The following is a 17,322-nucleotide window of genomic DNA, read 5'->3' on the forward strand; positions in this document are numbered from 1 at the left end:
AGCATCGCGCCCTTCGGCTTGCCCGTCGTGCCCGAGGTGTAGATAATGTACGCCAGATCGGACGGCTCATTGATGGGCTCAGGGCCGGCATACAGGCCATCAGCGTCAGCTAAACCGAACTGCTGCCCCGCATGTAGGGATACCTGGCCCGCGCCCGCTATGCCCGGCTTACCCGAAGGTACAGCCTGCTTTCTGTCCAGCATGACTACCTGCCCCTTGAACGTCATCGGAATTTCACCGGAGCCATCGGTCAGCAGCCATCCCGCACCGCTGTCCTCCAGCATGAACTCCACCCGTTCCTGCGGGTAAGCGGGATCGATCGGGAGATACGCCCCGCCTGCCTTCAGAACAGCCAGCAGAGCCGTAATCATGCCTGCCGAACGCTCCATCATGACAGCAACTACCGTCTCTCTGCCTACCCCTCCTGTGCGCAGACGGTGTGCCAGAGCGTTAGCCCGGCTGTTCAGCTCCCGGTAGGTCAGCCGCTGTCCTTCATGCACGAGTGCCGTCCGGTCTGCCCAGACTGCAGCCTGCTTTTCGAATAGCCCATGTAATGTCTTGTCACGCGGATATTTCGCAGCTGTCCGGTTCCACCCGTACAGCAGGTTATGCTCCTCACCGGCAGACAGCATAGCGATGTCCTGCAGCCGGACATCCGGATCTGCTGTTATATGCTCGAGAATCCATACATAATAACCGGCGATCCGTTCCGCTGTCTCCCGCCGGAACAGCCGGGTACTGTACTCCAGACTGAAGCCAATCGAGCTATCCTGCCTGTCTTCCACCGCGCTTAAGGTCAGATCGAACTTGGCGACCGGGTGATCGAAGGCATAAGGTTCAACGGATAAGGCTCCCGGTTTGCCCTGGCCAGGACTCATGTTCTGCAGAACGAACATGGTGTCGAAGAGCGCATTCCGGCTAACATCGCGCTTCAACTCAAGCTTTCCGAGCACATGCTCGAGAGGCAGCTGCTGATGCTCGAAGGCCTGCATCACATGCTCCCTTGCTTCCTGGAGGAAGCTGGCGAAGGTTTTGCCAGCCTGCGGATAGAGCCGGAAGGCCAGCGTATTAACAAACATGCCGACGACTTGCTCCAAGTCCGGATGGCTGCGGCCGGCGATTGGTGAACCAACGATAATGTCTTCCTGGCCTGACAGCCGCGCCAGCAGCACCTGATAAGCGGACAACAGTGTCATGAACAGCGTAACGCCCTTCTCCGCGCTCAGCCGCTGAAGCCTGGCTGACAAAGCCTGATCGAGCTTGAAGGTCAGCCGGTCTCCCTCAAAGCTGTATTGAGCCGGGCGCGGCTGATCGTAAGGTAGCTCAAGGACCGGAAGCTCTCCGCTGAAGCGCTCCAGCCAGAACCGCTCTGCCTTTTGCATGGCTTCAGACTGCAGCCACTCCTGCTCCCAGACCGCATAATCCTTGTAGTGCAGTCTTGCCGGAGCAAGCTCTTCTCCTTCATAGCAGGCTACCAGCTGGTCCAGCAGCAGTCCCATCGACATACCGTCCGTAATGATATGATGCAGATCGAGCAGCAGCACATGGCGGCTGTCCGTGATTGCCAGCAGCTCAGCCCGCATCAGCGGTGCACTCGTCAAGTCAAAGGGCCGGATGAATGCTCCAATCCGCTCCCCGATTTCATGCTCCTGTACGGGATGTGCAGCCAGTGTGAACGGCACCTCCGCATGAACCTGCTGAACCGGCACCCCATCGACCAGCGGAAAAGAGGTTCTCAGTGCTTCATGATGGGCAATCAGCCTGCGGAATGCCTCTTCTAGCCGGTCCCTCTGCAGCGAACCGTTCAGCTCATAGACACCCGGCACATTGTAAGCCGCCTTCGCCGACTCCAGCTGCTGCAGCATCAGCATCCGCTTCTGTGCGGAGGATACCGGATAGTAATCGCGCTTGCGCGCTTCTGGTATTGGCGGCAGCTGCTCGGTGTCCCCCTGAACCAGCAGCCCTGCCATCCGTGATAAGGTCGGCGCTGCGAATACCTGCTTAAGCGGCAGCCGCACCTCCATTCGCTTCTGTATCAGCTGAACTAACCGGGTCGCCTTTAGTGAGTGGCCTCCAAGATCGAAGAAGCTGTCCTCGCGTCCCACACGGGCGACGCCCAGCACTTCCATCCAGATCGCCGCAAGCTGCTCCTCCGTTTCACCTGCCGGTGCTTCGCTGGCTGTGCCGGTTGCCGATGGTTCCGGCGGCTCAGGCAGGGCCGACTTGTCCACCTTGCCGTTTGGCGTGAGCGGCAGCTGCTCCAGCTTCACGAAGGCGCCGGGAATCATATAGTCAGGCAGCCGGTCGCTTAGCCATTCGCGCCACTGAGCCGCTGTTAGTTCCTCTTGTCCGGCATAATAGGCGCATAAGTACTTGCTGCCGGCGATATCCCTCTCATCCTGCCCAGCATGTACCTCCCGTACGACGACTACCGCTTCCTTAACCGCGGCATGCTCCAGCATGCGGATCTCGATCTCGCCGGGTTCGATCCGAAAGCCGCGTATCTTTACCTGCAAATCAATTCGTCCCAAATATTCGATCCGCCCGTCCGGCAGCCACCTGGCCAGGTCGCCGGTCCGGTACATCATCCCGCCGGGCAGGAACGGATCAGCAGTAAACCTGCTGCCAGTCAGGTCCTCCCGGTTGAGATAACCCCGACCGACTCCATCTCCGCCCACGCACAGCTCTCCGGGTACGCCGACCGGTGCCAGCTTGCCCGCTTCGTCAACAATATAAGCGGTCGAGTTGGCAATCGGTCGGCCGATCGGTATATTCTGACTGTAGTCACGGTCCACACGGCCGCAAACCGAGAATGTCGTATTCTCAGTCGGCCCGTAGCCGTTAATGATAACGAGCCCCGGGCATTGCCGTCTAACGCGGTTAATATGGACTGGCGACAGCGCGTCACCGCCCACAAGCAGCTGCTTCATGCTGCGGAACATGTCCGGCTTCTCCTGCGACAGCTGGTTGAACAGCGGGGAAGTAAGCCACATGGTCGTGACACCGTACTGCCGGATGGCCGTCTCCAGCTTCTCCGGGTCCAGCAGCGTGTCCTCATCCGCCAGACAGAGAGTCATCCCGTTCAGCAGCGCGCCCCATACCTCAAAGGTACTGGCGTCAAATACAGCCGCACCGGTTTGCAGCAGCCGGTCACCCGCCCGCAGCTCGGCATAATCCGTACGGCAGACCAGCCTCACAATATTGCGGTGGGTGATCATGACCCCCTTGGGCTCGCCCGTTGTGCCGGATGTGTACATCATATACGCGAGCTGCTCGGCACCTGCCGGCGGGAACACCGTCCCATCCGTCATGTCCTCGGATTCTGAGGCCCCGGCAATCTCCCTTACTGACATCAGTTCCCCGTTATAGGAAAATCCTCCGCTGCCTGCATCATTGACGGCACTCACAGCATTCGCAGCGTCCATCGTATCCACAGCGTTCAGCATCAGGCGGATGCCGCTGTCCCGGACCATATACGCAATCCGCTTGGCAGGATAATTCGGGTCAATTGGCACATAGGCGCAGCCTGCCTTCAAGATGCCCAGCATGCCGACTACCGTCGCAGCCGAACGGTCAGCAAGCAGCCCGACCGGCTGCTCCGCAGACACTCCCCGCGCCAGAATTGCAGCCGCAGCCCGGCTGCTGGCTTCGTCAAGCTGCCGGTACGTCATTCCGCCGTCTGCCCAGCGTATGGCCTCATCTTCGGGCCTGGCCTCTGCTTGTGCAGCAAACAGCTCAGGAATACTGCGGTCTGCGGGATAGTCACGCCGTGTGGCATTGAACTGAAGCAGAATTTGCTTCTGTTCTTCCTCTGTTGTCACAGGTATCTGCGATACCCGTATAGCGGGCTCTGCGACAACAACCTCCGCTGCCTGGCGGAAATGTCCGCCAACCCGCTCCATGAAGGCGCGGTCGTATACCTGAGGGTTATAGCTCAGCTTGACGAACAGGGAAGCGCCTGGACCGATTGCTACTGTCAGGTCATAGCCGGACTGCTCGAATACATCCACATCCTCAATGATAAAACCAGTATCCGACCCTTCATTTGACTCCTCAATTTGCTGTGCGATGGGGTAATTCTCAAAGGCCACAATATGGTTAAGCAGCCTGTGCTTCAGCTGACTCTCGGCCTGAATATCATACAGCGGATAATAGTGATGGCCTTCCGCAGCCGCGGAAGCGGCCTGCACCTCCTGCAGCACGGCGGCAAACGGCTTGTCACCGCCCATAATGCGCACAGGCACAGTGTTGATGAACAAGCCAACCATCTGTTCAATGCCGGATATATCGGCCGGTCTGCCCGACACAACCGATCCGAAGACGACGTCACTCGTCCGGTTATAATACTGAAGCAGAACGCCCCACAGGGACTGGACCACCGTATTTAGCGTGACGCGCTGTGCACCCGCCAGCTCCCGCAGGCTGCTAGTCAGCTCCTCTGACAGCCGGAACGAAACCTCCTCCTGTGCTGCATTACCTTCTGCTTTTGCCCGCTCCGTCCTCGCCGGCAGTCCGGCAGGCTGCTCGTAACCGCTCAGATAGCTGCGCCAGTACTCCTTGGACTCCTCCCGGTCCTGCTTGTCCAGCCATTCCACAAACCGTCTGTATGGAACAGGCTTGTCGAGCTCTGCCGGGCGGCCCGAGGCACAAGCTTCGTACAGCTGCATCAGCTCCTTCATGATGATGCCGATGCACCAGCCGTCCATCAGAATATGATGATGGCTCCAGAGCAGCACGGAACGGCTGTCATCCAGCTTCAGCACCGAAATGCGGATTAGCAGATCGCGCGCCAGGTCAAAGCCCCGCTCCTTGTCCCTCTGCTTGAATTCCTCCAGCTTCCACTGCTTCATCTCTTCCCCGTAGCCGGACAAATCCTCCGTCTGCACACGCAGCTGCCTGTTCTTCAGCACGACCTGCTGCGGCATCTTCGTCTTCCCGTGTATGAAATTGGTCCGCAAGCTATCATGCCGCTCAATCAGCCCGTTAAAGCTTCGTTCCAGCCATACAATGTTCAGAGTACCGGACAGGTGAAAGGCGGTCTGTTCAAAATATGCCTGCGATTCCCCGTCAAGCAGCGCGTGAAACAGCATTCCCTCCTGCAGCGGCGTACACGGATAAATATGTTGAACCTCCAGCTTTGCGGACATGCCAGCTACCACCTCTGCCTATAAATTGTTGAAAAAGTCCTCGATATCTTCCACTTCTTCTAGCGACAGCTTCGAGTTGCCAAGATCGCTCGGCGTCAACTCCGTCTTCTCCCGGCCTGCACAGTGTTCGATAATGGCCTGCAGGCAGTTATGGAAGGAGCGGACCAGCTGCTCCATTTGCTCTGCTGAATATTCATAACGGTTGTAGCTGACTGCCGCGGCCAGCCGCCCGCCTGTAATCATCGCCGTCACATCCAGTACGGCCGGGCGCCGGAAATCCGGACTGACCGTCGGCCCCATGGAATATGGGGAGGTCAGGATGCCTGCATCCTCCCGGGCTGCATCAAACTGCCCCAGGTAATTGAAATTAACTTCCGGCTGGAGCGACCACTTAAGCGCCGCCGTCTCTTCATGCGGTGCCAGGTACTTCAGGATGCCGTAACCCATACCTTTGCCAGGGATCTGACGCAGCTCCTCCTTCACCCGCTTAATCCGGTAAGCCAGCCGTTCACCCTCGCTCGCTGAACCAGACCCCGCTTCCATATCGAGCACTACCGGATAGGCCGAAGTAAACCAGCCCACTGTTCTGCCGAGCGGCAGCGGCTGCCGAAGCTGTTCTCTGCCATGCCCCTCCAGCTGCAGCAAAATCCGGCTATTACCCGTCCAATCTTGAAGCGCCATCCCCAGCGCGGCCAGCAGCAGATCATTCATCTCTGTGTTGTAAGCATGATGAACCTGGTTCAAGAGACGGGAGGTCTGCTCCGCATCCAGCGTCATGACCGCCTCCTCGCTGTCCGCAATACGATTCGTCTCGGACTGCTTCCTGTAAGGGAGCGGTTTGATATCCGCCGTCTCCATCGCCGCCCAGTACATCTTCTCCCTCTGCAGCTCGCGGGAAGCGGCATATTCATGCAGCTCCGCCGACCAGGCCTTGAACGATTCGGTTTTGGCTGGGAGGCGAATCGCCCGCGCTTCCAGCGCCTGCTGGTAAGCATCCACCATATCCTCCAGCAGAATACGCCAGGATACCCCATCCACCACCAGATGGTGGACGATGACAAGCAGATGATCGCCTTCCCCGGTCCGGAAGAGAGCAGCCTTGAAGAGCGGTCCCTCCTGCGGATTCATGCTTGCCTGGAGCATCGCCGCATGCTTCTCGATATGAGCGCCTGCGTTCTCCAGCTTTGTCATGTCATGCACATCCAGTGAATAGGCACCCGGCTCATCAACCCCTCGTATCCAGCCGGCTACCTGATCCCCTTTCCGGCGGAAGACAGCCCGCAGCGCATCATGATGCCGGACGATCTCCGCCATCGCGCGGTCAAGTGCCGCTTCATCAAAGCCATCCGGCTTTAGCAGCATGACGGACTGGTTGAAATGATGCAGCTCGTCTGCATGCTCCTCAAACAGCCATCTCTGAATCGGCGTTAATAAGAATTCACCCTCTACCGGACCCTGGTCGACTGTATGCTCGGTTGCCCGGATGCAGCATGCTGCGTGACGGATTGTGGGATTCTGAAACAGATCACGGATACTCAGTTCTAACCCCTGCGCCTGGAGGCGGGCTGTCAGCTGAATCGCCTTAATGGAATCACCGCCGAGCTCGAAGAAGTGCGAATCCCTTCCCGCCCGGCATCCGAGCACCTCCTGCCAAACCTCCGCAAGCCTGCACTCCATCTCGGTTTGCAGATCAGCCAGCTCACCGGCAGCAGCCTCCTGCATGATGGTTTCCGGCGCCGGGAGCGCCTTGCGGTCAATCTTGTCATTAGGTGTCAGCGGCATCTGCTCCAGTGCAACCATATAGGCCGGTATCATGTAATCCGGCAGACTGCCGGCCAAGTACTGTCTGATTTCACTGACCGTTACATCAGCTGCAGCTGCATAGTACGCACACAAGTATGTGTTTCCCTGTCCGTCTGTCCGGTCTATTACCACAGCTTCCGCAAGCTGCGGCATCCTGCCGAGACATGCCTCGATCTCGCCGGGCTCCACACGGTAACCGCGGATTTTGACCTGGTGATCGATCCGTCCGATGTAGCGCAGGTTGCCGTCCGGCAGCCAGCTCGCCAGGTCGCCCGTCCGGTACAGTCTGCGCGGACCGTCAAGCTCGGCCTGGACAAACTTCTCTTCAGTGAGCTCTTGGCGGTTCAGATAGCCCCGGACCAGTGATTCTCCAGCCACGCACAGCTCGCCCGGTATTCCGGCTGGCTGCAGCTGTCCCTGATCATCAAGGATGTATACCTCTGTATTGGCGATCGGCCGGCCGATTGGAACGGTGTTCAGCGGCGAACAGGATTTCTCATAAGGCCAGACGGTCGTACAGATGGTCGTCTCGGTCGGTCCGTAAGCATTGTAGTAGTTGACGCGTGTGCTCCACTGCTCCGCCAGCTTGGGTGAGATTGCGGAGCCCGCGGAGAAGAGCTTCTTGAGAGTCTTGATGCCTTCCGGATCAAGCTGCTGCAGATACGTTGGGGGAAGTGTTGCCACTGTGATCCGCTCGTCATTCAGATAAGCGACAAATTGGGAGGGATTCATGATGATGTCTTTCGTTGGAATGACCAGACTGGCGCCGGTCAGCAGGCTCATCGTCATTTCCCAGATGGAAGCGTCGAATGAGCTGCTGGCGAACTGGATAACCCGGTCCTCCGGTGTAATGCCAAGCTGATCAGCAAAGAATGTCTTCAGGTTAGCGAGTCCCCGGTGCTCTGCCATAACGCCCTTAGGCCTGCCGGTGGAGCCGGATGTATAGATGATATAAGCAAGATCGTCTGCCTGAGGCCAGTCATGGAACGCACCCTTATTCAGGCCGATGTCTGTTTCCAAAGCGGCAGGGACAGTATTCAGCAGCAGCACCTGAGTCTCGGCTGTACCCTGCGCAGCCGTGGTGTCTTCCGCCGCACGGGCGAGTACAAGCTTCGCCCCGCTGTCGCGCAGCATATGCGCCACACGATCCTGCGGATACCCGGGGTCAATCGGAACGAATGCCGCGCCAGCCATCATCACGGACAGGGCGCCGATCACCGCCTCGGGACAGTGGGAGCTCATCAGCCCGACAATGTCCCCGCGTCCGATGCCCATCTTCTTCAGCTCGGCAGCCGTGCCGGCCGCCTGTTGATAGAGCTGCCGGTAAGACCAGTTCCTGCCGCCGCCGCGCAGAGCGGTGCGGTCAGGTCCTGCCAGTACCTGCTCCAGGAACAGGTCCGGGAATGAAGCGCCGGAGGGGTATGGAATACGAGTCGCATTGCAGGTGTACAGCAGCTGCTGCCGTTCCGGGTCAGGCAGAATATCCTGCTTGCGGACCGGCAAGTCCGGCTGCTCCGCCATCGCCCGCAGAGCTTGCGTGAAATAACCTGCCAGACGTTTCACCTGCCCGCCCGAGAACCGGGAAGGATCATATATGATATGGGCGGCGAACTGCTGGAACGTATTCAAGATGGAAAAATCGAACAGCGTGTTCGTCTTTTCCTGTCCCTGCACGGCCAGCGTCTCGTCCATTCGGCTAAAATGCTCCATCTGTTCATAGACATGGAAATCAACGTAGTTGAACACCGTGTCAAACAGCGGATTTTCGTCCTGTGACGGCTCCCCGGCCGCCTTAAGGATTTCGTAGAGCGGCAGCCGGCCGTAATGCTTCAGCTCAATCAGCTGGCGGTGAATGCCGCGGACATACTCGTTCCAGGTCACTCCGCGCTCCATGCGGACCCGGACCGGCACCGTATTCAGGAAGCAGCCAAGCAGGCGGTCCGAGTCATCGCATACCGGACGGTTGTTCTCAATCAGGCCAACGATGAAGTCGCTGTCGTAGGACAGCATGCTCATCATGCTGGCATAGGCTGCAAAGCAGTAGGTTCTAATGCTGATGCCTTCCCGCCTTCCGCTATCCGTGAGCTTATGCAGCAGGCCGACATCCAGCGCCAGCGTGTATGTCCCCTGGTCTTCAGCAGGGTCCATATCCGCATTCTCCGTTACCTCCGTCAGAATTGGCAGGTTTAGTCGCTTGTAGCCGTCAAGCTCCTGCTCCCAGAAGGCATGGATAGCCGGGTCTGCCTTAAGCGCCAGCTGCTCGGCCACATAGGACCGGTAATCGCTGCGGAGCGGCTCGGGCCGGAAGGCTGGCTCCTCCTTCAAACGGAAATAGGTGTTCGACAGCTCCGTCATGAACGAGGCATTGCTCCACCCGTCCAGAATGGCGTGGTGGAAAATCCAGCACATGCAAAACTGGTCAGCTGCAATCCGGAACAATTTGATCCGCCAGAGCGGCGCTTCATGCACCTGGAATGGCCGGGCAAGGTCCTCCTTCAGCACCTGCCTTACCCGCTCCTCCTGCTCTCTGCGCGGCAGAGCGGTGATGTCCGCCCATTCGATATCAGGCTGCACCTCCCGGCTGATCACCTGCATCGGACTGTCAAAGCCGCTCAAATTAAAGCTTGTCCGGAAAATGCTGTGCTTGTCCGCCATCAGCTGAACTGCCTGCACGAAGGTTTCCAGCTCAAAGCTGTCATCAGCGAAATGGTAAATGAATTGATCATGATAGACGCCTTCACCCGTGTGTATGATCGCGTAATAGACCATTCCCCGCTCAATATCACTCATGGGATAAACATCCTCGGCATCGGCTGGCAGCAGGGCGCGAAGCTTGGGATCACCCATAATCCGTTCCTTTAGCTCGTCCAGCTCCTGCCATGCCTGATCGATCGGGAGCAATGGCCGGGATGAGTCTGGCCCTGAGGAAGGCTCTGCCGGTTCCGCCTGTATTGCCTCTGCTCCAAGCTCCTGCGCTGCCTTTGCTTCCAGCTGCTGCTGCAGAATTTGGCCAAGCTCGGCAGCAGATTGATGCAGGTACAGATCCTTGATCTGCAGCTGCACACCGAACTCACGGTTAATCCGGTTAATCAGCGTAATAGCGGAGATGGAGTCTCCCCCAAGGTGGAAGAAGCTGCTTGTCACACCTGCCTTCTTGACTCCCGCCACCTCGGCCCATAGAGATGACAGCTGCTGCTCCAGCTCCGTGCGCGGCTCAACCAGCTCATCCGCCGGTACGATGCCCAGCGGGTCAGGCAGCGCTTTACGGTCGACCTTACCATTGGGCGTCATCGGAATCTCACTGATCTGGATCAGATGGGCCGGTATCATATACGACGGCAGCAATCCGGCCAGATAGTCCCGCAGTTCAGGCGAAGACAGCCTGCCTTCTGCCGTATAATAAGCACAGATATCGGACTGTCCCCGGTCCGAGCGGGTCAGCACAACCGTCTTGTTCACAGCTGGATGCTGGAGCAGCCGGTTCTCAATCTCACCAAGCTCAATCCGGTAACCGCGGATCTTGACCTGATGATCGAGCCTGCCCAAATACTCAATATCGCCGCTTGGCAGCATTCTTGCCAAATCACCGGAGCGGTACAGCCGTTCACCAGGCAGGTACGGATTGTCTACGAACCGTTCTGAGGTGAGCTCCGGCCGGTTCAGATAGCCCCTAGCAACGCCCAGTCCCCCTATGCACAGCTCGCCGGCAATGCCCGAAGGCAGAAGGTTTAGGCCGCTGTCCATAATATAAGCCGTTAACGTTGGAATCGGCCTTCCGATATTGCTGCGGGCCGATGCCAGCTCCGCAGCCGTCAGCTCCTTGAAGGTGACATGGACAGTCGTCTCGGTGATGCCGTACATATTGATCAGGCGTGTCTCCGGGTAGATGTCCTGCCATGGCCGCAGCAGCTGCGGGTTTAACGCTTCCCCGCCGAATACAACATACCGCAGCTTTAGCGCGGGCCTGTAGCCTGCCCCGGCACCCGCCGCGTCTACCAGCCTATAAAAGGCGGACGGAGTCTGGTTGAGTACAGTCACGCCTTCACGCTCCAGCAGCCTCAGGAATTCGGCCGGGTCCTTGGCCTCTTCCTTGTCCACAATCAGAAGCTGTCCTCCATAAAGCAAGGCTCCGTACATTTCCCATACGGAAAAATCGAAGCAGAACGAGTGGAACATCGTCCATACATCATGCTCGCTGAAGCTGAACTGGAACCGGTCATTGAACAGCAGCCGCACCACATTGCGGTGTTCGATCATGACCCCCTTCGGTCTGCCGGTTGTTCCCGATGTATAGATGACGTAAGCCAAGTCCTCCGGGCTGCTGTGATCAACCAGGACCGGGTGCCCGCCGGCAGAAGGCTCACGGCTCAGCTCAGCGTCGTCAGCTTCCACGACCGTATAGCTGCCGCCCGTCAGCTTCAGCCGCTCCTTCAAACGGCTCTCCGTAACCAGCACCTCCGCTCCGGAGTCCTCCAGCGTGTAGGCGATCCGGTCTTCCGGATAATCGGGATCTATGGGCACATATGCGCCGCCCGCCTTCAGAACAGCCAGCGCCGCAACCGCCATCTGTGCGGACCGGTCCAGCAGGACAGCAACAAGCTTGTCACGCGAGATGCCAAGGCCTTGCAGCCTGGCAGCAAGCCTGTCCGAACGCTGGTCAAGCTCCTGGTATGTCATCCGCATGCCGCCCGATTGTACAGCCGTGCGATGCGGATGCCGTGATGCCTGCTCCCTGAACAGGCTGTGAATGGTAGCCGTATCCGGATAGGCTGCCTCGTTCTCACGCCGCTGTCCCAGCACCCGGTCCTTTTCAGCCGCTGTGATCAGCTGAATGTTCTGAAGCGGCTTCTCCGGCGCAGCCAGTGCCTGGTCCAGGAACAGCTGCAGCTGGCCGGCTAACCGGTAGATCGTCTCCTCCTCATATAACGCCCCGTCATAGGAAACCTCGAGCAGCAGGTCATCCGGGCCGTGCGAACGGAACCTGAGATGCAGATCGCTCCGCTCATTTTCCGGTAATTCCCGATGAAGGGCGTCAAGTGACACACTTGTATGAAAATAGTGGTCCGAGCCCCAGGAAAGCTGCTTATGGGCGGCAATTGCTCCGAATGGCAGGCTCTGGTGACGGTCGGCGTCCATCACAATTTCTTTCACACGGCCTAACAGGGATTTCAAGCTCCCTGCTTCCTCCATGGCCAGCCGCAGCGCCAGCATGTGGCCGCCGCCCTCCGCTTCTCCTTGCCGGAGCATCGGCATGCCGACCGTCAGGTCATCATTGCCGGTATGCTTGTACAGCAGGTAAAAAACGCCTGCTGTCAGAATCATATACAGCCCGGCCTGAGAGCCCCCGCATAATGTATAGATGCGCTGGGTCAGCAGCGGATCAAACCGGTATGGCTCCGCCTTCATCGGCACCGGCCCCGCCGCTTCATGCATATTGGCCGGGAACCGTCCGAACTGCAGCTCACCCTCCAGCTGGCCCAGCCAATAATTGCGTTCAGCCTCGAACTGCTGGTCGGACAGCATTACGTTGTACGAAAGTCGGTCAATAACGCTCATGCGTGCCTCCTTGTGGCTTAGCTTTCTCCAGGCGGTATTCCGCCATGGTGCTGTTTTTGCCCGATGGCCCTCAAATTCACAACAATTGCAGCCTTGTCAGAACTGGAACACAACATCATCCGTGAGCGTCCTGCCGACCGGCGCAGCAGGCTTGCTGCCTGCAAGTGACAGCTCGCCAAGCTTCACATCCGGGCTCCCGCATACCTGTTCCAGCACAGCGGTGAAATCCTGATGCATGATGGCAACTGTCTGCTCCTTGAACAGGGAAGCCGCATACTCCCAGCTGCAGTGCAGCTCACCCTCATGCTGCATCACCTGCAGCGTTAAATCGAACTTGGAAACACCGGTATCCTGCTCAAGCGGCTCAATGCTAAGGCCCCGGGCCGATCTGCTGCCCATGTCCATGGACTGCAGCACGAACGCCGCATCGAACAGCGGGCCCCGGTCTGCACGCCTCGGCAGCTTAAGCTCCTTCACCATTTCCTCAAATGGATAATCCTGATGCTCCAAAGCACCAAGTGTATGCACCTTCACTTCAGCCAGCAGCTCACGGAAGGCTCTATGACCTGCCGGATGGCTGCGAATGACAACGGTATTGACGAACATGCCGACGACAGCCTCCAGATCCTCATGGGTTCTTCCCGCTACCGGCGAGCCGATTATGATATCCTCCTGGCCGGTATAGCGGTAGAGCAGGCTCTTCAGACAGGCCAGCAGCACCATAAACAAGGTAGCTCCATTCTCCGCTGCCGTTCGTTCAGCCGCTTCGGCAAGCGGAGCCGCAATAGCCGCCTCAACTCGCGCACCGCGAAAATCCTGTACAGGCGGCCGCTTGTAATCGGCCGGCAGCTCCAGCCTCGGGAGCGTCCCGGACAGCACGCTAAGCCAGTAATCCCGTTTGCGGCTGTAGGCAGCCAGCGCGAGCTGCCCCTGCTGCCATTCCGCATAATCCTTGTATGTCGCCGGCAGCGGCTTCAGTTCCTCCCCTTCATACAGCGCGACCAGCTCATCCATGAATATCCCCAGTGATGTGCCGTCGGTGATCAGGTGATGCATGTCGCACATGAAGAGGAAGCTGTCATCCCGGTACTGGACAAGCTCCATCCGCAGCAGCGGCGGCACCGACGTATCAAATGGCCGGATGAAGGAAGCAAACCTCATGCGCAGCTTCTCCTTAAGTAAATTCAAATCTTCGTCCGAGCCGGAGCGGATATCGCTAACCACCAGCTCCGGCATCACTTCCGGGTGAATGCGCTGAACCGGCCCCTGATCGGTAAAATGGAACGATGTCCGGAGCGACTCATGCCGGCCGGCCAGCTGCCTCAGCGCCTGCCGGAACCGTTCGGCATCCAGACTGCCGTGAAGCAGCAGTGCAATCGGGACATTGTAAACATGGCTCTCGCCCATATACTGCTGCAGGGACAGCAGCGCACGCTGTGCGGCGGATACAGGATACTCCTCCTTCAGGGGAGCGGCCGGTATATGATTACCGGAGCCGGCGGCAGCCGCTGCTGAAGCGATGACCTCTGCCATCTGGTACAGCAGCGGGTTTGCAAACACCGCTGAAACGGACAGCTCCGCCTGACACACCTTCTGCACCTTGGCGATCAGCTGTGTCACCTTGAGCGAGTGACCGCCGAGTGCAAAGAAGTCATCTTTTCTGCCGACCGTCTTCACCCGGAGCAGCTCCTTCCAAATATCAGCCAGAGCTTCCTCTGTTCCCCCCTGAAGCTCCTCAGCAGGCGAGTCACGCTCGCCGGGCTCCGCTGGCTCCGGCAGCGCCGACCGGTCCACCTTGCCATTGCTTGTAAGCGGCAGCCGCTCCAGCCAGATGAATCCCGCGGGAACCATGTGAGGCGGCAGCGAGCCGCGCAAAAAGGCCCTGAGCTCGGAGACCGGGAGCTCGTCAGCTGCTGCATAATAAGCGATAAGCTCATGATCGCGGTCTTCTGTTCTAAAAACGGTCACGACTGCTTCGCGCACGTCCGGATGCCCCAGCAGATGATGCTCAATCTCACCGGTTTCAATCCGGTAGCCCCGAATCTTCACCTGCTTGTCCATCCGCCCGATATAATCGAGCCGGCCGTCGGGCAGCCATCTGGCCAAATCACCTGTCCGGTACATCAGATGCCCGGGGCGGTAAGGGTCCTCCACGAACCGCTCGCTGGTCATTTCCGGATTGTTCAGGTAGCCTCTGGCCACTCCGTCGCCGCCGACACAGAGCTCCCCCGGTACTCCCGGAGGCTGCAGCTGCAGGCCTTCGCTTAGAACGTAGGCCGTCGAATGGCTGATCGGGTAACCGATCGGGATGGATGGCCCATCCTCCCGGCGGACCCTGCCGCATACGGAGAAGGTAGTATTTTCCGTAGGACCGTAGCCGTTAATAACCGCCAATCCCGGACAGGCATCCATGACCCTGTGGACATGAACCGGCGACAGGGCATCCCCGCCGACGAGCAGCTGCTCCATGCCGCTGAACATCGCCGGATTATAGCGGGACAGCTGGTTAAAGAGTGGAGAGGTCAGCCACATGGTTGTGATGCCGCAGGTGCGGATGGTCTCTTCCAGTTTTGCAGCGTCCAGAATGACATCCTCACCGGTTATGTAAAGTGTCATGCCGTTCAGCAGCGCACCCCATATTTCGAATGTACAGGCATCAAAAGCAACGGAGCCGGTCTGTAGAATCCGCCCTCCAGGTCTGAATTCCGCATAGTTCGTATTCTTCACCAGACGGACTACGCTGCGGTGGGTGACCATAACACCTTTGGGCTTGCCCGTGGAGCCCGAGGTATACATGACATACGCCAGGTCAAGCGGGCTGTTGACGGGTTTAAGCGGAGAGGCTGCAACGTCCATGCGGCCGCCGTCCAGCACGGGCAAAATGTCCAGGTCCAATCCTTCGCCGCCGTATGCGGCATTCAGCCCGTCGCGCTCTAACCCGCTGTGTACAAGCAGTACGCGTGCGCCGCTGTCCTCCAGCATGTAGCGGACGCGTTCTCTGGGATAAGCAGGATCAATGGGCAGGTAGGCTCCCCCGGCCTTGAGCACGGCCAGCGAGCCCAGCACCATCTCGGCGGAACGGGGCGCCATGATGCCGACCAGCTGATCCCGTTCTACCCCCTTGCCCCGCAGGATGCGGGCAAGGCGGCTGCTCTCCTCCTCAAGCTGGCGGTATGTCCACTTCCTGCTGCCTTCTGCGATTGCCAATCCGTCCGGATCAAGCTCCGCCTGCTGAGCAAACAGCTCCTGCACCGTCTTGTCTCTCGGGTATTCGGCTGGCCCGGGATTCAAGTCATCTACAAGCTGCCGGGCCTCCTCATCCGCCACCAGCACCAGAGACTGTACCGGCAGCTCCGGATTGGCGGCGATCTGACGTGCAGCCGTTCCCAGATGACTGCCTATGCTGCGGACAAAGCCGGTGTCATAACTCGCCGCATTGTACAGGAATTTAACTGTCAGCTCCCTGCCGGGATGAATAATAACGTTAAAGTCATAGTTGGTCTGGTAATGGATCTCAAACTCGCCGACTGTGAAATGAACCGCTTCGTCTGCCGGGACAGTCTGCACCCCCGCAGAAGCCTGTGGAGCAATCTCAAAGTCAGCCCCCATACTTTGCTGCAGAACCGGTTCCTGCCCGTTGTCAGCCTGGCCCGGGACATTTTCGAACACAACGATATGGTTAATCAGCTCGTGCTTCAGCGGCGAAAGCGACTGAATATCGGCAAGCGACAAGTAGGCGCGCTCCTGTGCCTGCACCAGATCCTCCTGAAGGCGCTGCATGACTGCCGATACCGGCTCCTCCCCCTCCGTACGCATACGGACCGGAACAGTATTAATGAACAGCCCAATCATGCCTTCGATGCCCGGAACTTCAGGCGGTCTGCCGGATACGACCGAGCCGAATACAACATCGCCGGCGTAATTGTAGCGCTGGAGAAGCAGCCCCCACAGCGATTGCACGACCGCGCTGAGTGTAATGCCCCTCTCCTTTGCCAGCTGCTCCAGGCGGCCGGTAAGCTCGGCATCCAGGCGGAATTCATGCTCCCCGTGCTCGTAGGCACTTGAGCCGGTGCGCTGCTTCGGTACGGACGCTGGTTCATCCGCATCCTCCAGATATCCGGTCCAGTATGCTCTGGCTTCATCCGCATCCTGACGCTCCAGCCACTGAACATATGAGCTGTAGGGATAAACCGGGTCAAGCTTAGGCTCTGAACCGGTCTCGCACTGCCGGTAGAACTGCAGGAAATCCCCGAACAGAATCCCCGAGCACCAGCCGTCCATTATGATGTGGTGATAGCTCCAAATAACTCTGAAGCTGTCCGGTCCGGTCTGCAGTACGGCAATTCGCATGGGAATGTCCCTGGTCAGGTCGAACCCGGTTATCCGGTCCTGTTTTTTGAAAGCTTCTATATAGTCGGCCTGCGCATCCGTCCCCAGCTCCGCTATGGATTCATACCGGATTCGTGCCCGGCGCCCGCGCAGCACGATTTGGATCGGCCGCTCGACCTTGCTGTACTTGAATACTGTCCGCAGCACCTCATGCCGTTCAATCAGCCGGTTGAAGCTCTGTTCCATATAAGCGATATTCAGCAGGCCTCTGGCCTCGAAGACCAGCTGCTCCACGTAAGCACCGCCCGCCTCCTTAATGGAATGGAACAGCATGCCTTCCTGCATCGGCGTCAGCGGGTAAATCTTCTGAATATCCGCTTTACCTGCCATAACCTTCAGCACCTGCCTCTCTTAAAACCGTGCCTTGAGCCGCTCATGCGGCATCCGGCACCATAAAGTTTCAACCTCGCCCTGCAGCTGGGGGCAG

Annotated in this window: 3 protein-coding genes; all 3 read right to left on the minus strand. The window is 58.5% G+C overall.

Annotated elements, in window-relative coordinates; genetic code table 11:
• On the minus strand, positions 1-5,147 hold a 5,147-nt coding region (locus tag L1N82_RS21935), incomplete at its 3' end, for a non-ribosomal peptide synthetase (protein WP_235289588.1).
• 18 nt (positions 5,148-5,165) lie between these two features.
• The gene (locus L1N82_RS21940; RefSeq protein WP_235289589.1) at positions 5,166-12,506 is read right to left on the minus strand and encodes a non-ribosomal peptide synthetase; all 7,341 of its coding nucleotides are present in this window, start codon (positions 12,504-12,506) and stop codon (positions 5,166-5,168) included.
• Positions 12,507-12,602: 96 nt separating this feature from the next.
• Positions 12,603-17,225 (minus strand): non-ribosomal peptide synthetase, encoded by a 4,623-nt coding sequence (locus L1N82_RS21945; RefSeq protein WP_235289590.1) that lies wholly within the window; start codon positions 17,223-17,225, stop codon positions 12,603-12,605.
• Positions 17,226-17,322: the final 97 nt, after the last annotated feature.

The sequence above is a fragment of the Paenibacillus tarimensis genome, assembly GCF_021532315.1.
Classification (GTDB): domain Bacteria; phylum Bacillota; class Bacilli; order Paenibacillales; family Paenibacillaceae; genus Paenibacillus_I; species Paenibacillus_I tarimensis.